Annotated in this window: 25 protein-coding genes; 4 read left to right on the forward strand and 21 right to left on the reverse strand. The window is 68.0% G+C overall.

Annotated features, from left to right (window positions below; translation table 11 throughout):
- The 5 genes from A5727_RS15080 to A5727_RS15100 all read right to left on the reverse strand — a co-directional run.
- Positions 1-1,265: HNH endonuclease signature motif containing protein (locus A5727_RS15080; RefSeq protein WP_157521396.1), on the reverse strand; the 1,265-nt coding region annotated here is incomplete at its 3' end.
- Positions 1,266-1,606: 341 nt separating this feature from the next.
- Entirely contained in the window at positions 1,607-1,843 is a 237-nt protein-coding gene (locus tag A5727_RS15085) for a hypothetical protein (RefSeq protein ID WP_068250741.1), read from the reverse strand.
- A gap of 395 nt (positions 1,844-2,238) precedes the next feature.
- Positions 2,239-2,472 carry a hypothetical protein gene (locus A5727_RS15090; RefSeq protein WP_157521397.1) on the reverse strand — a complete coding sequence of 78 codons (234 nt, stop codon included), beginning with the start codon at positions 2,470-2,472 and terminating at the stop codon, positions 2,239-2,241.
- Positions 2,473-2,641: 169 nt separating this feature from the next.
- A complete protein-coding gene (locus A5727_RS15095; protein WP_068250747.1) occupies positions 2,642-3,073 on the reverse strand; it encodes an SRPBCC family protein in 432 nt (143 codons plus the stop codon).
- Positions 3,070-3,399, reverse strand: a complete 330-nt coding sequence (locus A5727_RS15100) for an ArsR/SmtB family transcription factor (protein WP_068250751.1) — start codon at positions 3,397-3,399, stop codon at positions 3,070-3,072. The genes A5727_RS15095 and A5727_RS15100 overlap by 4 nt, the downstream gene beginning before the upstream one ends.
- Before the next feature lie 80 nt (positions 3,400-3,479).
- Between A5727_RS15100 and A5727_RS15105 the strand changes: the two genes are divergently transcribed.
- Entirely contained in the window at positions 3,480-4,160 is a 681-nt protein-coding gene (locus A5727_RS15105) for a DUF899 domain-containing protein (RefSeq protein WP_068250754.1), read from the forward strand.
- A 109-nt stretch (positions 4,161-4,269) separates the two neighbouring features.
- On the opposite strand, the gene A5727_RS27520 is transcribed toward A5727_RS15105, so the two are convergent.
- The 9 genes from A5727_RS27520 to rplS all read right to left on the reverse strand — a co-directional run bounded on the left by A5727_RS27520 (position 4,270) and on the right by rplS (position 10,567).
- Positions 4,270-4,443: a hypothetical protein gene (locus A5727_RS27520; RefSeq protein ID WP_157521398.1), complete on the reverse strand. Its 174-nt coding sequence runs from the start codon at positions 4,441-4,443 to the stop codon at positions 4,270-4,272.
- Positions 4,444-4,638: 195 nt separating this feature from the next.
- Positions 4,639-5,775 carry a DNA-processing protein DprA gene (gene dprA, locus A5727_RS15110; RefSeq protein WP_068250757.1) on the reverse strand — a complete coding sequence of 379 codons (1,137 nt, stop codon included), beginning with the start codon at positions 5,773-5,775 and terminating at the stop codon, positions 4,639-4,641.
- Positions 5,772-7,283: a YifB family Mg chelatase-like AAA ATPase gene (locus tag A5727_RS15115; RefSeq protein WP_068250760.1), complete on the reverse strand. Its 1,512-nt coding sequence runs from the start codon at positions 7,281-7,283 to the stop codon at positions 5,772-5,774. Before A5727_RS15115 ends, dprA begins: the two co-directional genes overlap by 4 nt.
- Positions 7,283-7,660, reverse strand: coding sequence for a YraN family protein (locus A5727_RS15120; protein WP_068250764.1), 378 nt, complete (start codon positions 7,658-7,660; stop codon positions 7,283-7,285). The genes A5727_RS15115 and A5727_RS15120 overlap by 1 nt, the downstream gene beginning before the upstream one ends.
- A gap of 98 nt (positions 7,661-7,758) precedes the next feature.
- Positions 7,759-8,187 (reverse strand): DUF6188 family protein, encoded by a 429-nt coding sequence (locus A5727_RS15125; RefSeq protein WP_068250975.1) that lies wholly within the window; start codon positions 8,185-8,187, stop codon positions 7,759-7,761.
- Between the two features lie 122 nt (positions 8,188-8,309).
- Positions 8,310-8,615 carry a DUF2469 domain-containing protein gene (locus tag A5727_RS15130; RefSeq protein WP_003893809.1) on the reverse strand — a complete coding sequence of 102 codons (306 nt, stop codon included), beginning with the start codon at positions 8,613-8,615 and terminating at the stop codon, positions 8,310-8,312.
- Between the two features lie 47 nt (positions 8,616-8,662).
- Positions 8,663-9,358, reverse strand: coding sequence for a ribonuclease HII (locus tag A5727_RS15135; protein ID WP_068250767.1), 696 nt, complete (start codon positions 9,356-9,358; stop codon positions 8,663-8,665).
- Positions 9,359-10,162, reverse strand: a complete 804-nt coding sequence (gene lepB / locus A5727_RS15140) for a signal peptidase I (protein ID WP_068250770.1) — start codon at positions 10,160-10,162, stop codon at positions 9,359-9,361.
- Between the two features lie 63 nt (positions 10,163-10,225).
- Positions 10,226-10,567 carry a 50S ribosomal protein L19 gene (gene rplS, locus A5727_RS15145; RefSeq protein WP_068250773.1) on the reverse strand — a complete coding sequence of 114 codons (342 nt, stop codon included), beginning with the start codon at positions 10,565-10,567 and terminating at the stop codon, positions 10,226-10,228.
- A gap of 315 nt (positions 10,568-10,882) precedes the next feature.
- Here rplS and A5727_RS15150 point away from each other — a divergent pair, with 315 nt between their 5' ends.
- Positions 10,883-11,800, forward strand: a complete 918-nt coding sequence (locus tag A5727_RS15150; protein ID WP_068250778.1) for a serine hydrolase — start codon at positions 10,883-10,885, stop codon at positions 11,798-11,800.
- Here the strand turns inward: A5727_RS15150 and trmD are convergent, their stop codons facing one another.
- From trmD to A5727_RS15175, 5 genes are all read right to left on the reverse strand, one after another.
- On the reverse strand, positions 11,801-12,499 hold the full coding sequence (gene trmD, locus A5727_RS15155; RefSeq protein WP_068250781.1) for a tRNA (guanosine(37)-N1)-methyltransferase TrmD: 699 nt from the start codon (positions 12,497-12,499) through the stop codon (positions 11,801-11,803). It lies immediately after the preceding gene.
- Positions 12,496-13,023, reverse strand: a complete 528-nt coding sequence (rimM, locus tag A5727_RS15160) for a ribosome maturation factor RimM (RefSeq protein WP_068250784.1) — start codon at positions 13,021-13,023, stop codon at positions 12,496-12,498. Before rimM ends, trmD begins: the two co-directional genes overlap by 4 nt.
- 5 nt (positions 13,024-13,028) lie before the next feature.
- On the reverse strand, positions 13,029-13,271 hold the full coding sequence (locus A5727_RS15165) for an RNA-binding protein (RefSeq protein ID WP_003878715.1): 243 nt from the start codon (positions 13,269-13,271) through the stop codon (positions 13,029-13,031).
- On the reverse strand, positions 13,268-13,732 hold the full coding sequence (gene rpsP / locus A5727_RS15170) for a 30S ribosomal protein S16 (RefSeq protein WP_068250787.1): 465 nt from the start codon (positions 13,730-13,732) through the stop codon (positions 13,268-13,270). Before rpsP ends, A5727_RS15165 begins: the two co-directional genes overlap by 4 nt.
- Positions 13,733-13,919: 187 nt before the next feature.
- Positions 13,920-14,339, reverse strand: coding sequence for a nuclear transport factor 2 family protein (locus A5727_RS15175; RefSeq protein WP_068250790.1), 420 nt, complete (start codon positions 14,337-14,339; stop codon positions 13,920-13,922).
- A 49-nt stretch (positions 14,340-14,388) separates the two neighbouring features.
- Here A5727_RS15175 and A5727_RS15180 point away from each other — a divergent pair, with 49 nt between their 5' ends.
- The gene (locus A5727_RS15180; protein WP_068250793.1) at positions 14,389-15,261 is read left to right on the forward strand and encodes a D-alanyl-D-alanine carboxypeptidase family protein; all 873 of its coding nucleotides are present in this window, start codon (positions 14,389-14,391) and stop codon (positions 15,259-15,261) included.
- A 75-nt stretch (positions 15,262-15,336) separates the two neighbouring features.
- Positions 15,337-16,152: a D-alanyl-D-alanine carboxypeptidase family protein gene (locus tag A5727_RS15185; protein WP_068250981.1), complete on the forward strand. Its 816-nt coding sequence runs from the start codon at positions 15,337-15,339 to the stop codon at positions 16,150-16,152.
- A 1-nt stretch (position 16,153) separates the two neighbouring features.
- Here A5727_RS15185 and A5727_RS15190 read toward each other — a convergent pair whose 3' ends face one another.
- Together A5727_RS15190 and ffh are read right to left on the reverse strand one after the other, a co-directional pair.
- A complete protein-coding gene (locus A5727_RS15190; RefSeq protein ID WP_068250796.1) occupies positions 16,154-17,224 on the reverse strand; it encodes an amidohydrolase family protein in 1,071 nt (356 codons plus the stop codon).
- A gap of 2 nt (positions 17,225-17,226) precedes the next feature.
- The gene (gene ffh / locus A5727_RS15195; protein ID WP_068250799.1) at positions 17,227-18,789 is read right to left on the reverse strand and encodes a signal recognition particle protein; all 1,563 of its coding nucleotides are present in this window, start codon (positions 18,787-18,789) and stop codon (positions 17,227-17,229) included.
- Positions 18,790-18,807 lie beyond the last annotated feature (18 nt).

Below are 18,807 nucleotides of genomic sequence, written 5' to 3' on the forward strand. Positions count from 1 at the left end.
GCTGGGCCGAGGAGGTCGGGGAACAGTTCGGCCCCGGCGGGGGTGGTGGTGTAGGTGCGGCCGGTCGGTGAGGTCCACATGATGGTCCCGTCGGCCAGTTGGTGGTCGGTCCAGTCGAGGAAGGTTTTGTCGCGGTGGTGTTCGCGGCAGTAGCAGCCCAGATTCCACGGTGCGGTCGGTCCGCCGGCGGCGGGGTTGGTGTGGTTGAACGGGGCGGTGTGGTCGAGGTCGGCGAACCAGGCGGGGCGGTCACAGCCGGGGAAGCGACACGTCAGGTCGCGGGTCTTGATGAACCGCGCCAGTCCCGCCGACGGGGTGTAGGTGTGGGCCTGGGCGGGGGTGACGGTGGGCCGGGCGACGGGGCGCAGCAGCGCGGTGGGCACCAGGTCGCGGACCTGGGCGGCGTCGATGATCCCGAAGCCCTGCAGGTGGCCGGGCTGGTCACCCTCGCCGGTGACGGTGGCCGCAGAGGCCACCACGTTGATCACGGTGCGCACCACCGGCACACCCGCGGCCCCGTCACCGGTCACGGCGGAGGCGCGGGTGGGGCACTCGGGCTGTCCGCAGTCGCAGACCAGGGGTTGGCCCTGACCCAGCGCGTCGGCGCGGCGCTGCCGCACCGTCCGCGGATCAGCCCCGCACACCGCGGTCGCCATCGCCGACAGGCGGGCGTCGAGCTCCGCGGCGGCCGGGGCGGACAGGATGCCGCGTAATTGGGCGGTGCCGTCGGGTTTGGCGGTGATGGTGACGTGGCGGCCGGCTTCGGCGTGCACGCGGCGTTCCTTGGCAGCCTCGGGGTCGAGGGTGTGGATGGCGGCGTCGACGCTGTCCTGGACGCGGCGGCGTGACCATGACGACCACGCGGTGAGTTTGGCCGTCATCTGTGCGTCGATGTGCGGCATCAGTGTCGTGGTGACGTATTCGGTGCGGGTCAGGATGAGTTTGACGGTGGGCCAATCGACCTCACCGGCGCGCAACAGGGCCCCCACCAGCGGCAGGCGATCGTGGAGGGCTTCGGCGTAGGCGACCATGTCCTGGGCCGTCCGCGGTGCCAGGTTGAGGGCGGCGCCGATCTCGGCGCTGGTGCGGGTCAGGCCGGTGATGACGCAGTAGCCGGGATCGGGATCGTCGGCCTCGGCCTCCAGGGTGCGGTGTTCGAGCAGGCCTGCGATGGCGGCCATGCGGCGGCCGATGAGCATCGATTCGAAGCGGTGGCACGCTTCGATCTCGCTGAGCAGCCCGTCCGGCGAATCATCATCGAACACGTGTTCGATTATGCCGTCACCCACCGACACGCGAGGTGGGCCGGAACCCCCGCTTGTGGACGAAGTCGCAACTGTGGACAACCCAGTTGAAGGCGATCCTTGGGGAGCCGGCTTGGGTGGGCGCCAGTGGCCGATGACGCAGGCGGAGAGGGCGACCGAGAGGTATGCGGCGGCCGACGACGCAGGCGAAGAGGGCAACCCGGCAGTCGCCGCTGGCCGACGACGCAGGCGGAGAGGGCGACCGGGCAGTCTCCGGTGACCGGCAGACGCCAGGCGCAGCACCAGCCATAACAAACCATGAGGGGCACCCCTGTTGGGGCGCCCCTCATGGTGGTGGGTCTTCAGCGACGTGCGGTGCCCGAACCGAACCCGGGACCGGCAACACCGGTCCGCGGGCCACGATCGCCCAGCACACCGAAGTCGTAACCGTAGTCATCGCCGGGAGCACTCAGGCTGTAACCAGCGCCTGCGGCAACCTGCTGAATCTCACCGACCGCGGCCACCGCCGGAGCGGCCAGACCCACGGCCACCACAGCCAGGGCACCAGCAGCGATCGAAGCAATCGAATAGTTCCTCATTGGAATCCCACCTTCTTCATTCCGCGTCTTCCGTCTTGTGGGCGGGAGGCTCATTGTCTGTTCTGACTGATGTAACCGCGACGGGAACTGTTTTCTTCCAACAGATTTCATCACCCACAGCCCTGGCAGGATTTGATCGACCACTGGCAGAATCCAACCCCGAGTGTGAAACCTCACCGAGCCACGAGGATCGACACCACGCAGGTGAAATCTCGACCAAGCCCAGGCCCCATGCGAGACGAACTCGAAGCCTGGCAGGTTGGTCAACGCCCGTCAGGACCGCGGTCGCCTCTACAACACCTACGACGCCGAGATCCTTTCCGTTCAAACCATTTCACCGTAAGAGAAACCATGAGGGGCGCCCCGGTTGGGACGCCCCTCATGGTGGTGGGTCTTCAGCGGCGCGCTGTGCCCGAACCGAACCCGGGACCGGCAACACCTGTCCGCGGGCCACGATCGCCCAGCACACCGAAGTCATCGCCGTAGTCGCCGGGAGCACTCAGGCTGTAACCAGCGCCTGCGGCAACCTGCTCAACCTGACCGATCGCGGCCACCGCCGGAGCGGCCAGACTCACGGCCACCACAGCCAGGGCACCTGCAGCGATCAAAGCAATCGAATAGTTCCTCATTGAAATCCCACCTTCTTCATTCCATGTCTTCCGTCTTGTGGGCGGGAGGCTCACTGTCTGTTCTGACTGATGTAACCGCGACGGGAACTGTTTTCTTCCAACCGATTTCACCACCCACAGCCCTGGCAGGATTTGATCGACAACTGGCAGGATCGAACCAGGAATGCCGTCAGCGAAGTACGCGCGCCAACTGTTCGAAGGTGAGATCCCAGCCGTGCCGGAAGCTCTCGTACTCCTGCTTCGGCAGCAGGGTGTGCTCGATCGCCATCAGCGTCTGCCCGTCCGCGATCGGCGAGAAGGTCACCTCAACGACGCTCACGACGGTGGGGTCCGCCCAGTTCGAGTTGCTCCAGGTGAAACGCAGCAGTCGGGGTCGGTCGATGACCTGGAACTGCCCGACGATCAGGACAGACTCCCCGGAGTCGTCCAGGTCGAAGCGCACGCCTCCCCCGACCCGGGGTTCGACGGCGATCGCGACACAGCGGACCGGCCTCGGGCACATCCAGTCTGCAAGCGATTCCGGGTCCAGCCACTGGTCGAAGACGACCTCGGGCGACGCGGGCATCACCCGCTGCACCCGCACCGTCGCCGTGTCGGTCACGGGGTCCGCTTTCGCCGCAGACGGTCAGAGAGGGCATCGGCCCGCGCCGACCAGAAATCCGCCTGGTCGGCGATCCACTTCTGCGCCATGGTCAGACCGTCCGGCTCCAGAGAGAACCAATGCTCCCGGCCGCGAATCTCGCGGCGGACCAGACCCGCCTGCTCGAGCACACCGATGTGGCGTGACACCCCTGCGAACGTCATCGGCAACGGTGCGGCCAGATCAGTCAGACGCGCGTCGCCGCCCCGGAGCGCCTCCAGGAGCGCCCGCCGAGTCGGATCCGCAAGTGCGGCGTAGGCACGGTCAAGCACCTGATCTTCAACCACCTTGTTGACTATAGACGCGAGACGTGGTGTGCTGAACCAAGCCGACATTCAACATATGAGTTGAATAATTGGGAGGTCGGATGAAACCCGAGATCGTCTCTGCGACAGAGTGGGCCGCCGCCCACGAAAAACTGCTGGCCAAGGAGAAGGAGCACACCCGAGCGGGAGATGCCCTCGCGGCCCTGCGCCGGCGAATGCCTTGGACGAAGGTGGTCACGAACTACAGCTTCGACGGACCCGACGGGCCGGCCACGCTGCTCGATCTGTTCGAGGGGCGGAGGCAGTTGATCATCTATCGCGCATTCCTCGACCCCGGCGTACACGGGTGGCCCGAGCACGGATGCGTGGGATGCTCGCTGATGGCCGACCACATCGGCAACCTCGCACACCTCAACGCGCGCAACACCACACTGGTCTACGCCTCACGAGGATCCCAACAGGACATCGCCCGGGTGAAGTCGCGGATGGGCTGGAACATCCCCTGGTACACCATGATTCCCGATGAGGGTGACCACGCATTCGACACCGACTTCGGGGTTCGGGACTGGCACGGCACCAATGCGTTCATTCGCGACGGCAACGACGTGTTCCGCACCTATTTCATCAACAACCGCGGCGACGAGGCCTTCGTCAACACGTGGACGTTCCTGGACATGACCGCATTGGGCAGGCAGGAGAACTGGGAGGACTCACCGCAGGGATACCCGCAGAGTCCGCCGTACGAATGGTGGAACTGGCACGACGAATACGGCGAGAGCTAGCCCCACCGTCGGTTCGCCGATCCCGAACGAGCGAATTCCCAACCGCCGCACTTACTGGCCGACACAGCATGAGGGGCGCCCCCTCCGGGGCGCCCCTCATGTGGTGGGATCAGCGGCGCGCGGTGCCCGAACCGAACCCAGGACCGGCAACACCGGTCCGCGGGCCACGGTCACCCAGCACACCGAAGTCATCGCCGTAGTCACGGCCCGGAGCGCTCAAGCTGTAACCCGCAGCAGTCGCCACCTCGTTCGCCGAGGCGACGGCCGGAGCGGCCAGACCCACGGCGACCAGGGCCAGGGCACCGGCGGCGATTGCGTTGATCGTCTACTTCGTCATCGGAATACACCCACCTTTCATGTTGTCTGCACACCTGAACCGACACCAGAAGGGTTTTCTTCCAACAGATTTCATCACCCGCCACCTTGGCAGGATGTTGTCGCAGCGGTGGCAGGATCGACCCACCAGGCGCACCACGACTCACTTCACCGGCGGTCTGCGCACCAGCCGCCATGCGCCGCCCTCCTGGGATATCAGGCCCGCAAGCTCCAAGATCGCCAGCGGGCCCAGGACCCGCTGCGGCGGCATGGCGGCATTCACCGCGATCTGCTCGACGGTCGCCACACCACGGCCCGGCATCGCCTCGAACACCACACGTTCGGCGGCCGTGAGCTGATCCAACGGGGTCTGCGGATGCGCCGGATCCTCGGCGAGCTCCCCCACCCGACCGACGATCTCCACGATCTCATCGCTTCGCGACACCAGGTGCGCACCCGACCGCAACAGCACATGGCAGCCCGCCGAGGCGGCCGAGGTCACGGGGCCGGGGACCGCACACCGCACCCTCCCCAGGGCATCGGCCCACGCCGCGGTGTTGGCCGCCCCGCTGCGCAGCCCGGCCTCCACGACGACCGTCGCGCCGGACAGCGCGGCCACCAACCTGTTGCGGGTCAGGAAGCGATGCCGCGCGGGACGGATGCCCGGCGCATACTCCGACACGATCAACCCCGCACTCGCAATGCGATGCAGCAGCGCCGAATGTCCCGCCGGATAGAACACGTCCACACCGCCGGCCAGGACGGCGACGGTGCAGCCCTCGGCGGCCAGCGCAGCCCGGTGCGCCGCGCCGTCGATGCCGAAGGCGCCGCCCGACACCACCGCCACATCGCGCTCCACAAGCCCGCTCGCAAGCTCGGCGGCGACGTGCTCGCCGTAACTCGTGGCCGCGCGGGTGCCGACGATCGCCGCGGCGCGCAACGCGACCTCATCCAGCCGCTGCGGGCCCACCACCCACAACACCAGCGGAGCCCAGCCCCCGGGTCGCTTCTGGACCTTTTCGGACTCGAAGGCCCGGAACGCCAGCGTCGGCCATTCGTCATCGACCGGTGTCACCAGGCGCCCGCCCCGGCGATCCAGCATGTCGAGATCCTGCGCGGCGCGGTCGAGGTCGCGACGTGCCAGGGTTCGCTCACGCAGCTCGTCACCGACACCGCCGCTGCGCACCATTGACGCGGCCTCGACCGGTCCGACCGCATCCACCAGTCGCGTCAGCATGGGGCATGGCGGTTCGACCACGCGCGACAGATAGGCCCAGGCCAAGCGTTCCGCGTCGGTCATCGCGGAGCTCCCGGCTGCCGGAAGCTCAACGCGGTTGCCACGTCCTCACGGCTGGGCGAATCGCGGCCCGCCAAGTCCGACAGTGACCACGCCACCCGCAGCGAGCGGTCCGCACCGCGGACACTGACCACACCGTGGTCCAACGCGGAACGCAGCGGTGCCATCGCCTCGCGACTGAGCCGAAAGGAGCGTCTCAACACCGGACCCGGCACCTCGGCGTTGGTCCGGACGCCGACGATCCTCCACCGCTGCGCCGCGGCCTCGCGTGCCGCCGCGACCCGCGCCCGCACCACCGCGGTCGACTCCCCCACCTCACCTGCCAGCGCCCCGGCCCGCACCGGGTTCATTTCGACCCGAAGGTCGACGCGGTCCAGCAGCGGCCCGGACAGTTTGCCGAGATAGCGCCGCTTCACCCCTCCGGGACAGGTGCAGTCCTGTGGGGCCGCTGGCGCGCACGGACACGGATTGGCGGCCATGATCAGCTGAAACCGGGCGGGATACCGTGCCACGCCGTCGCGGCGCGCGAGCCGGATCTCGCCCTCCTCCAGGGGTGTTCGCAGAGCCTCCATGACGCTCACGCCGATCTCGGCGCATTCGTCGAGGAACAGCACCCCGCGATGCGCACGACTGACCGCCCCGGGCCGCGCCATCCCGGACCCGCCTCCGACCATCGCGGCGACACTCGACGTGTGATGCGGTGCGACGAAGGGCGGCCGAGTGATCAGAGGAGTGCTCTCCGAGAGCAGGCCTGCCACCGAGTGGATGGCGGTGACCTCGAGCGACTCGTCATGCGACAACGGCGGCAGCAGCCCGGGAAGGCGTTGGGCCAGCATGGTTTTACCGATGCCCGGCGGCCCGGTCAGCATCAGATGATGGCCACCGGCAGCGGCCACCTCGACCGCGTATCGGGCCTGAGTCTGCCCCACCACGTCGGCAAGGTCAGCAGTCGAGTCGTCCGCCGACGCCTGCACCTCGACCCGCCCGGCCAGCCGCGTCGATCCCGCCAGCCACGCCTTGAGCTCCCGCAGCGTGCCGACCCCAAGCACCTCGATGTCATCGATCAGGCTGGCCTCGGGCAGATTCTCGAGGGGCACCACGACGGCGGGCCAGCCCTCCCGACGGGCGGCCATGACCGCGGGCAGCACCCCGCGCACCGGGCGGACCCTTCCGTCGAGCGCCAACTCCCCCAGCAGAACGGTGGTGTCCAACCGCGGCCACGGCTTCCTGCGCCCCGCCGCGAGCACCGCACTGGCCAGTGCGATGTCGTACACGCTGCCCATCTTCGGAAGTGTCGCCGGGGACAACGCCAGAACCAGCCGAGACTGGGGCCACTCGCTGCCGCTGTTGGTGATCGCCGAGCGCACCCGATCACGGGACTCCTGCAACGCGGCATCCGGCAGGCCGACCAGGTGCACGCCGGGCAGGCCGCTGGTGATGTCGGCCTCGATCTCCACGACCTCACCGTGCAGGCCTGCGACCGCGATCGAATACGCCCGGCCCAGCGCCATCACGCCACCCCGCGCAGATGGCTGATCTCCGGCGCACGCGAACGACCGATGCGCACCCTGATCACATCGATACGCACGGCCGGCCAATGACGATCCTGCTGTTGCAGCCACATCCCGGCCAACCGGCGCAGCCTGCGCACCTTGGCCGGCGTCACGGCCTCGGCCACACCGCCGAACCCGTCCCCGGTGCGGGTCTTGACTTCGACGAAAACCACTGCGCCCGAATCGTTGTCGGCCGCGATGATGTCGAGCTCACCGTACCGGCAGCGCCAGTTGCGGACCAGTACGGTCAGCCCGAGACCGCCGAGATGCTCGACGGCGAGATTCTCCCCGAGCGCACCGATCTCCGCGCGCGTCCACTGCTTCGACTCAACCATGCGCCCAGACTGACCCGCACAGCTGACAGTTCGCGCACGCGCGGAGGCGAATCCGCCGTGTTGTCCACAGTCACGCGCTCATCCACAACCGCGCAGACTCATCCCGCGCCGGAGTCGTCCTCGTCCTCGTCCTCGGGCAGGTCATGCCGGACGACCCGAACCCGCCCATGCGGCAGGCAGGCCATGTAGCCGTGGTGCTTTCCGTACAACTCCCACGACGTGGCGCTGTCGTCGGGATCCACATCGATGCGATGCCCCCGAGAGAAGTTGAGGTGAAGCGCACCCTCGTCACCGCACCACGCCTGCGTGCACACCGCGCCCGCCAGATCCAACAGCGGCCTCTGCTGAGCAGGCACATGCGACGGGTCGATGACGACCTGTTCTTCGGGGTAACCGTCGATGGGCGGCAGAGTCAACCGCATCGGACGGGAGATGACCAGTTCGTTGTAGTCGTCGAGATCCAGAACCAGGCCACCCCGCAGTGACACCCGCTGGACGGTGCACTTCTCAATCCACTGAGTGAGCATGAGCGCTCCCTTCGCCACGGCAGTGGGGCCAAGCCCCATCTTAGGCGGACACGCTCTGCGAGACTATGAGTCTCAAAAACTGGCGGAGGTCACGAAATCGGCGGAGGCCCGGGAGGCTGCGGCTACTCCGGCAGCCGAAGCTCGGGCTTCTCGACTTCCTCGATGTTGACGTCCTTGAACGTGATGACCCGCACCTGCTTGACGAAGCGCGCCGGCCGGTACATGTCCCACACCCAGGCGTCGGCCAACCGCAGCTCGAAGTACACCTCGCCGTCGGCGTTGCGCGGGATCAACTCAACACTGTTGGCCAGGTAGAACCGGCGCTCGGTCTCCACCACGTAACTGAACTGCCCGACGATGTCCTTGTACTCGCGATACAGCGAGAGCTCCATCTCGGTTTCGTACTTCTCGAGATCCTCAGCGCTCATCTGTCCAGCAGTCCTTCGTGTCCGATCGTCTTGCCTGCCATTGTCGGTTACCCGTTCTCGCGGCGCTGTTCAGGTTCGCACGGAGCCGCGACCCGCCGCACGTTGATGAACGAATAGCGGTGTTGGCTGCACGGGCCCAGCGCCGACAGCGCCGCGGAGTGGGACGGGGTGCTGTAGCCCTTGTGCTCGGCGAACCCGTACCCGGGAAAGTCGTTGTCCATCTCGGCCATCAGCCGATCGCGGCTCACCTTGGCCAGCACGCTGGCCGCCGCGATGCACGCCGCAGCGGCGTCCCCGCCGATCACCGGCAGCGAGGGCATCGGCAGCCCCGGAACCCGGAAGCCGTCGGAGAGCACATAGCCGGGCCGTACCGACAGTCCCGCGACCGCCCGCCGCATGCCCTCGATGTTCGCGACGTGCACACCACGGCGATCCACCTCGGTCGACGGGATGAACACCACGTGATAGGCCAGCGCGTAGCGGCGGATCACCGGGAAAAGCTGCTCGCGCTGCTTCTCGGTCAGCTTCTTGGAGTCGTCGAGCAGCGACAGGCTCTCCAACCGATTCGGACCCAGCACACACGCGGCAACCACGAGCGGACCGGCGCAGGCACCGCGGCCGACCTCGTCGACGCCAGCGACTGGGCCCAGCCCGCTGCGATACAGCGCCGACTCCAGCGTCCGCAGTCCGGACGACTTACGGATCACTGTCCGCGGCGGCCAACACCGGCTCGTCGGGGGCATTCAGTCACCCTGTTGCGGATTGGGCGAGCTGATGCCGCCCCACCGGGTCGGCGGCCACGCGATGAACTGGGCCTTGCCGATCACGTTCTCCACCGGGACGGTCCCGTTGGTGGGGTCCCCGGTGCAGATCAGGCCCTTCTGGAAGTCCTCGGGCGTGCTGGTGCAGTGCGCCCGCGAATCCGCCGAATGGGTGCGGTTGTCGCCCATCACCCACAGCCGGTTCTCCGGCACTGTCACCGGGCCGAACTCGCCGCCCAGGCACGGGATGAGTGCGGGATCGGCCAGCATCGTCTCCGGGTCGAGGTAGGGCTCGTTGAGCCGCTTGCCGTCGACGGTCAGGCCCGTGTCGGTGCGGCACTGGACGGTCTGGCCGCCGACCGCGATGACCCGCTTGACCAGATCGTTCTGGTCGGGCGGCACGAAGCCGACCACCGCCAGCGCGTTCTGCAGCGTGCGGATCGCGGGGTTGTCGGAGCGGATCGACTTGTATCCGACGCTCCACGAGGGCGGGCCCTTGAACACGATGACGTCGCCGGGCTGCGGTTCGCCGAAGCGGTAGGACACCTTGTCGACCATGATCCTGTCGCCGACGCAGCCGTTGCAGCCGTGCAGCGTGGGCTCCATCGACTCCGATGGAATCAGGTAGGGCCGCGCCACGAAGGTCAACATGACGTAGTACAGGCCGACCGCGATCACCACCAGGATGACGGCTTCGCGAAGGGCAGATTTCGCCTTGCTCGGCTTCGCGGAGTCGCCTTCCGGCGGCGATTGCGACGAGTCGGCCGCGTCCTCGGTGTCGGTCACGGGATCAGAGTAGCGATGACGCCGATGAGACCGCGCAGCGCGCGCCCACGAGAGGCGCGAGGATCAGCGCTTCTCCTTGATCTTGGCCTTCTTGCCACGCAGTTCGCGCAGGTAGTACAGCTTCGCGCGACGCACGTCGCCGCGGGTGACCAGCTCGATCTTGTCGAGGTTGGGCGAGTGCACCGGGAAGGTGCGCTCGACGCCGACGCCGTAGCTCTCCTTGCGGACGGTGAAGGTCTCGCGGACGCCGCCGCCCTGACGGCGGATGACCACACCCTTGAAGACCTGGATGCGTTCCTTGGTGCCCTCGATGACCTTCACGTGCACGTTCACGGTGTCGCCGGGGCCGAAGGCCGGGATGTCGTCGCGCAGCGACGCCTGGTCGACGAAGTCCAGCGTGTTCATCGGTGACTCTTCCTTGCGGTAGCGGGCTGGCAGACAGCATCGACGCCTGGTGGCGAGCGGTGCGGTTGCCGAGCCGATGTTCGGGCTTGTCTTGTCCTCGCGCAGCGGGCGATCAAACCTCAGCCCGCGCGGACAACTGCTCAATTGTGCCAGATTGCGCGCACGCAGCGAAATCGCCGCCGGCGAGCAGTTCCGGACACCATCGTGACAGACCGTGGTGGGCTACGCGATCCCGGCACCCGAGGTTAACCTTGACCACACGGGGCACGACACCGCTGCACCCCTAACTCCACACCATCCCGCACGAGGAGAAGCATGCGTCGGCGCCCGATCCTGGTGCGTGGCACGGCGGCAGTGCTGACCGGGGTGCTGCTGGCCAGCAGCGCGGGGTGTGAGGCACGGGTCTACGGCTCTCCGGACCGGCGGTCGGAGGCTCCACAGCTGACGATGGTGGCTCCCAGGGCCCCAGCCGACGCGACCCCGGCGGCGGTCCCGAATGTCGCGGCCGCCTCCTTCGACGGGCTCGAGGCACGTGCCCGCGAGGCGGTGGACGAGGCCTCCGAGAAGGGCGCAGACCTCACCTTCGCGGTGCTCGATCGCGAAACCCGCCAGCAGGTCACCGTCGGCGGCGGCGAGCTGGCCACGGCGTCGGTGGCCAAACTGTTCATCGCCGACGATCTGCTGATGCGCACACGCGACCTGTCCCCCGAGGACCGCGCGTCGCTGGAGGTCATGCTGCGTTCCTCGGACGACGATGCGGCCGAGATCTTCTGGAATCGTGGTGGGGGCGGCGAGATCATCGAGCGGGTCGCGGAGCGCTACGGCCTGACCGACACCGCTCCGCCGGAGCGGGACGGGTGGTGGTTCACCGTCACCTCGGCGCGGGACCTCATCCGCTACTACGACATGCTGCTCGACGGCTCCGGTGGCCTTCCGCCGGAGCGCGCCAACATGATCGTCAACAACCTGGCCCAATCCACGCCCTACGGCATCGACGGCTATCCGCAGCGTTTCGGCATCCCCGACGGCCTTCCCGGGGAACCCGTTGCCGTCAAACAGGGTTGGATGCCCCTGATCGGCAATGACTGGATGCACCTGTCCACCGGCATCGTGGGCCCGGGCCGGCGCTTCATCATGGTCGTCCATTCACTGCAGGCCGCCGACGACGCGACGGCGCGGGCCACGATCACCGAAGCCGTCAAGACCATGTTCCCCGACGGCCGGATTCGGTGACTAGTTCTCGCCCAACAGCTCCGGACCCAGCAGATCGGGACGGCGCGCCCTGGTCCGCTGCAGCGACTGCTCATGCCGCCACGCCGCGACACGCGCGTGGTCACCGGAGAGCAGCACGGGCGGCACGTCCAGGCCGCGCCAACTCGGCGGCCGGGTGTAACTGGGGCCCTCGAGCAGGCCGTTGGAGTGTGAATCCTGTTGGTGGGAAGCCGGATTGCCCAGCACGTCGGGCATCAGGCGCACGACCGCCTCGATCATGACGAGCGCGGCGACCTCTCCCCCATTGAGCACGTAGTCGCCGATCGAGACCTCTTCGACCCGCATCCGGCGTGCGGCGTCGTCGGCCACACGCTGATCGATGCCCTCATAGCGTCCACACGCGAACACCAGGTGTTCCTCAGCGCTCCACCGCGCCGCGGTGGCCTGATCGAAGAGTCGCCCCGCCGGCGTCGGGACCACCAGAACCGTGTCGTCGGTGCAGATCTCGTCGAGGGCCTCACCCCAGACCGGAGCCTTCATGACCATGCCCGGGCCGCCCCCGTACGGGGAGTCGTCGACCGAGCGGTGCACGTCGTGGGTCCAGTCACGCAGATCGTGGACCGCCAGGTCGACGATGCCGGACTCGATCGCCTTGCCGGGCAGGGACTGCCGCAGTGGGCTCAGATAATCCGGAAAGATCGTGATGACATCGATCTTCACAGCTCGTCCAGGTTCAGCAGACCGTCGGGCGGGTCAATCTCGACGAATCCGTCCGACACCGAGACGGTGGGCACGATCGCCGTGACGAATGGGATCAGGATCTCCCGCCCCGCCTCGTTCTTCACGCTCAACAACTCCCCGGCCGCGGTGTGCAGCACCTCAGCGACCCGACCGACGGCGGTGCCGTCGACCGTGCGCACCGCGAGGCCTTCGAGTTGGTGGTCGTAGTACTCGTCGGGTTCGTCGATCGGCGGCAGGTCCTCGGAGTCGACGACGAACAGCGTGCCGCGCAACGCGTCCGCGGCGTCGCGGTCGGAGATCCCGGTCAACCGCACCAACAGCCGGTCGCCGTGCGGACGAACCGACTCGACGGTGAAGGTGCGTGCCGGTTTGTCGCGAGACGCCCTGGCCTGCAGGGTTTTTCCCGCGACAAACCGGGAATCGGGATCGTCGGTGCGGACATCGATGACGACCTCACCGGTGATGCCGTGCGCCTTGGCGACGCGGCCGACGATCAGCTCCATGAGAGCTACTGGTCGGTGTCCACCACGTCGACGCGGATGCCCCGACCGCCGATACCGGCCACGAGGGTGCGCAGCGCGGTGGCGGTGCGTCCCCCGCGTCCGATCACCTTGCCGAGATCATCGGGATGCACGTGCACCTCGACGGTGCGGCCACGGCGGGAGGTGACCATGTCGACACGCACATCGTCAGGGTTGTCGACGATTCCGCGGACCAGATGCTCCACGGCGTCGACGACGACCGTGCTCATTCGGCGGGCGTCTCGGCGGTCTCAGCCTCAGCGGCCTCAGCCTCTGCCGGAGCGGCCTCTTCAGCCTTCTTCGGCGCCTTCTTCTTCTTGAGCGTGGTGGCCTCGCCGCCCGAGGGGCCGTCGGCCTGGGCCAGCGCGGCGTTGAACAGATCCAGCTTGCTGGGCTTGGGCTCCTTGACCTTCAGGGTGCCCTCGGCACCCGGGAGGCCCTTGAACTTCTGCCAGTCACCCGTGATCTTCAGCAGCGCGAGGACGGGCTCGGTGGGCTGTGCACCCACACCCAGCCAGTACTGCGCACGCTCCGAATCGATCTCGATCAGGCTGGGCTCTTCCTTCGGGTGGTACCGACCGATGACCTCGATGGCGCGGCCGTCGCGGCGCGTGCGCGCATCGGCGACGGAGATGCGGTACTGGGGGTTGCGGATCTTCCCGAGACGGGTGAGCTTGATCTTGACAGCCATGTGAAGCTTCTTCTCCTACGATTGCCACGCTGCAATTCAGCGATGCGGGCGGGTTGCCCGGATCCGGTTTTGCCTTACGTGTGTGACGCCGCGCGGCACATCCGGGCCAGCCGGAAGCCGCAGGGCAGACAGCCGACCATTGTGCCAGACCGCGGGGCCGCCACAAAAACCGCTGAACCGGCCGGCCTCAGAGCAGCTTGTCGAAGCACTTCACCTCGACCCGCCGGGTCATCCGCCATCCGAGGTCGGTCCGGAGGAGTTCGTCCTCGTACCAGATCCCGACGAAGAGGATCTGCTTGCGCTCGGAGTCGAAGACCATCGGGTTGAAGCAGATCGTGCGCGCGGTGGCGGTGTCCCCGTCGATCCGGATGTCGAAATTGCCGAGCATGTGCGAGTACGCCGGAAAGTTCGGCAGCACCTCCTTCAGCCATGCCTTGACCTCGGGAAAATGGCCGTCGATGCCTCCGGTGACGCGATAGTCGATGTAGGCATCCGGGGTGAACACGCGGTCGAGGTCGTCGAACCGGCGTTGGTCGATCGCGCTCGAATAGTCGACGAGCAGCTGCTGGATCTCCAGGCGGTCGGAGATCTCCTCCAGGCTGAGCATGCCTCGATTCAACACCGGCCACCGGTGAGCCGCCTTAGGCTGGTGGCCCATGCGCAGACTTCTCGCAGGCGCGGTGGTGCTTGTCAGTGCGGTCCTGGTCGCCCCAGTGGCCGGTGCGGACACCCTCAACGTCCAACCCGCCGGCTCGGCACCGATCCCGGACGGTCCCGCGACGGCCTGGGTGATCGCCGATATGGACACCGGTGAGATCCTGGCGGGCCGCAACGAGAACGAGCATCATGCCCCGGCCAGCACCATCAAGACCCTGCTGGCTCAGGTCGTGCTCGACGAGGTGCCGCTGGACGCGACGATCGTGGCGACCGAGGAGGACACCCACGTCGAGTGCAACTGCGCGGGAGTCGCGCCGGGGAAGGCCTACACCGCCCGCCAACTTCTGGACGGACTGTTGTTGGCCTCGGGCAACGATGCCGCCAACACCCTGGCGCGCATGCTCGGCGGATCCGAGACCGCCGTGGCGAAGATGAACGCCAAGGCCGCCCACCTCGGAGCGCTGGGCACCAACGCCGGCAGCCCGTCGGGCATCGACGGACCCGGAATCCCGATGTGGTCCACCCCGCACGACCTCGCGGTGGTCTTCCGCGGGGCCATGTCGTATCCGGTGTTCGCCGAGATCGTCGCGCAGCCCACCGCGGTGTTCCCCGCCAAGTCCGGTGACCGCGTCCTGGTCAACCAGAACGAGATGCTGGCCCGGTATCCGGGCATGCTGGGCGGTAAGACCGGCTACACCGACCTGGCCCGCAAGACCTACGTCGGTGCGGCCCAGCGTGACGGCCGGCGGCTGGTCGTCGCGTTGATGTACGGGCTGGTCAAGGAGGGTGGCCCGACCTACTGGGACCAGTCGAGCGCACTGCTGGACTGGGGCTTCGGGCTGGGCCGCGGTTCGGCCGTCGGGGTGCTGTAGCCGGTTCGAGACCGCATCGGGGCCGTCAGTTGACCTGCGCTCCCTACGCTTCGGCGAGTGCCTGCGACCAGACCCCTGCGCAGGGCGGTCGCCACGCTGGCCTGCCTGCTGACGCTCGTCGTCCCGGCCGCTGCCACAGCTGAACCCGCGATCCCGGCCGCCTCGGCACCCGACGGCCCGGCCCGCGCCTGGCTGGTCGCCGACATCGACACCGGCGCGATCCTGGCCAGCAAGGACCCGTACGGCCACTACGCACCTGCCAGCACCATCAAGGTGCTGCTCGCGATGGTGGTGCTCGACCATCTGCACCCCAATGCGGCGGTGCGCGCGAGCCAGGTGCACACCCAGGTCGAGTGCTCGTGTGTCGGACTGGTGCCCGGTCAGGCCTACACCACGCGGCAACTGCTCGAGGGCCTGCTGATGGTGTCGGGCAACGACGCGGCCAACCTGCTCGGCGACATGCTCGGCGGCTACCGTGCGGCCATCGCCCGGATGACCGCCAAGGCACAGAGTCTGGGAGCCAAGAACACCCGCGCGATGTCTCCGTCAGGCCTCGACGGCCCCGGCTGGGAGTCCATCACGACGCCGCACGACCTCGCGCTCATCTTCCGGTCCGCGCTGGCCTATCCGCTGATCGCACACATCATGCGCCAGCCGACCGCGTCGTTCCCGTCGCGCACGGGCCTCAAGACACTCACCAACCAGAACGAACTGCTGCAGCGCTATCCCGGCGACCTCGGCGGCAAGACGGGATACACCGACCTCGCCGGAAAGACCTACGTCGGCGCGGCCCAGCGCGGCAACCGCCGCCTCGTGGTGGTGCAGATGAAGGGCAGCGGGGACCTGTACGGGCAGGCGATCGGCCTGCTGGACTGGGGTTTCGCGCAGTGAGCTACCGGTACACCTGACCGCGCAGCATCACCAGTTCCGGGTGCGCCAGCACGCCGGTCTGGCGCGGGTCGGCCGAGTAGCAGACCAGGTCGGCGGGCGCACCGTGGGCCAGCGCCGGACGGCCGAGCCAGTCTCGGGCGGCCCAGGACGCCGCCCCGAGGGCGTCGTTAGCTGACATCCCGATGCCACGCAGCGCCTCCACCTCGTCGGCGATCCTGCCGTGCGCGACGAACCCGCCCGCGTCGGTGCCCGCATAGACCGGCACGCCGGCCTCGCGCGCGGCGCCCACGCGGTCCCGGCATGACGCGTACAGGTCCTGCATGTGCCGGGCATAGGTCGGGTATTTCGTTGCTGCGGAAGCGATTCCGGGAAAGTTCTCGATGTTGATCAACGTCGGGACCAACGCCGTACCGTGCTCGAGCATCAACGGGATGATGTCCTCGGTGATCCCCGTGCCGTGCTCGATGCAGTCGATGCCCGCCTTGATCAGGCCGGGCAGCGCATCCTCGCCGAAGACATGCGCGGTGACGCGGGCGCCGTTGGCGTGCGCGGCATCGATCGCCGCCGTGAGCACGTCGTCAGACCACAGCGGCGCCAGATCCCCGACGCCGCGGTCAATCCAGTCCCCCACCAGCTTGACCCACCCGTCGCCCCAGCGGGCCTGCTGCGCGACGTACTCAGGCAGCTGGGACTCGTCCTCGATGTCGATCGCGATGCCGGGGCCGTACCGCTTGGGCCGGGCCAGATGCCGGCCGGCCCGGATGATGCGCGGCAGGTCCTCTCGGTCGTCGAAGCTGCGGGTGTCGACGGGTGATCCGGCGTCGCGAAGCAGCAGCGCGCCGGCGTCACGCTCGACTTCAGCCTGCTCGACGGCCTCATCGAACTCGACGATCCCGTGCGGGCCGAGGCCGAAATGGCAGTGCGCGTCGACCAGGCCGGGAATGATCCAGCCACCCGCGAAGACGGTCTGCGCACCGGCGACCGGTTCGGCCGACAACACACCGTCGACGATCCACCAGTCGACGGGCTCATCGTCGGGCAGGCCGACACCGCGCAGATGCAGCGGCCCCACGGCTACTTCTGTCCCGGGAACTTCAGCTTCGACAGGTCGAAATCGGCCAGACCGGGCGGCAGCTCGTCGAGCCCGGCGGGCATGCCCGACAGGTCGGGGAAACCACCGGGGACGCCGAGCGGATTGCGCACCTTCGGCGGCGTCGGTCCCCTGCCCTTGCCCTTGCCCTTTTTGCCCTTGGCGTTCTTTCCGCCCTTGCGGTTGTTGGCCTTGCGGCCGACGCCGGGCATGCCGAACTTGCCGGCCATCGAGGACATCATCTTGCGGGCCTCGAAGAACCGGTCCACGAGCTGGTTGACCTCGGACACCGAGACGCCCGAGCCGTTCGCGATGCGAAGCCGGCGCGAGGCGTTGATGATCTTGGGATCCTCGCGTTCCTGCGGGGTCATGCCGCGGATGATCGCCTGCAGCCGGTCGAGCTGCTTGTCGTCGACGGCGGCCAGCGCATCCTTCATCTGCCCGGCACCGGGCAGCATGCCCAGCAGGTTGCCGATCGGCCCCATCTTGCGGATCGCCAGCATCTGCTCGAGGAAGTCCTCCAGCGTCAGCTCCCCGGAGCCGATCTTGGCGGCGGCCTCCTCGGCCTTCTGCGCGTCGAAGACCTGTTCGGCCTGCTCGATCAGGCTCAGGACATCGCCCATGCCGAGAATGCGGCTGGCCATCCGGTCGGGATGGAAGACGTCGAAGTCCTCGAGCTTCTCGCCGGTGGACGCGAACAGGATCGGCACGCCGGTGACCTCACGCACCGACAGCGCGGCGCCACCGCGCGCGTCACCGTCGAGCTTGGTCAGCACCACACCGGTGAAGCCGACACCCGCACCGAACGCCTCGGCGGTCGCGACGGCGTCCTGGCCGATCATCGCGTCCAGCACGAACAGCGTCTCGTCGGGCTGCACGGCGTCGCGGATCGCAGCGGCCTGTGCCATCAGCACATCGTCGATGCCGAGGCGGCCCGCGGTGTCGACGATCACGACGTCGAAGTGCTTGGCCCTGGCCTCAGCCAAGCCCGCGGCGGCCACCGCGACGGGATCGCCGGGTCCGGCGCCCTCGGTCTCGGCGGCATTCGCCGCGGTGCCCGGATGCGGCGCGAAGACGTTCACACCCGCGCGTTCGCCGACGATCTGGAGCTGGCTGACAGCACCGGGACGCTGCAGGTCACAGGCCACCAGCAGCGGGGTGTGCCCTTGCCCGCGAAGCCATTTGGCGAGCTTTCCGGCCAACGTGGTCTTACCGGCGCCCTGCAGGCCCGCGAGCATGATGACCGTCGGCGGGGTCTTGGCGAACACCAGCTGCCGAGTCTCGCCACCGAGGATGCCGATGAGCTCCTCGTTGACGATCTTGACGACCTGCTGGGCGGGATTGAGCGCGCCGGAGACCTCAGCGCCCTTGGCGCGCTCCTTGATGCGGGCGATGAACTCGCGCACCACGGGCAGCGACACGTCGGCTTCGAGCAGGGCCAGACGGATCTCGCGAGCGGTGGCGTCGATGTCGGCGTCGGTGAGCCGGCCCTTGCCCCGCAGGCCCGCCAGCGCACCGGTCAACCGGTCGGACAGGGATTCAAACACGCAGCCAGCCTAGCTGCT

The organism is Mycobacterium sp. ACS4331 (assembly GCF_001667265.1).
GTDB lineage: Bacteria > Actinomycetota > Actinomycetes > Mycobacteriales > Mycobacteriaceae > Mycobacterium.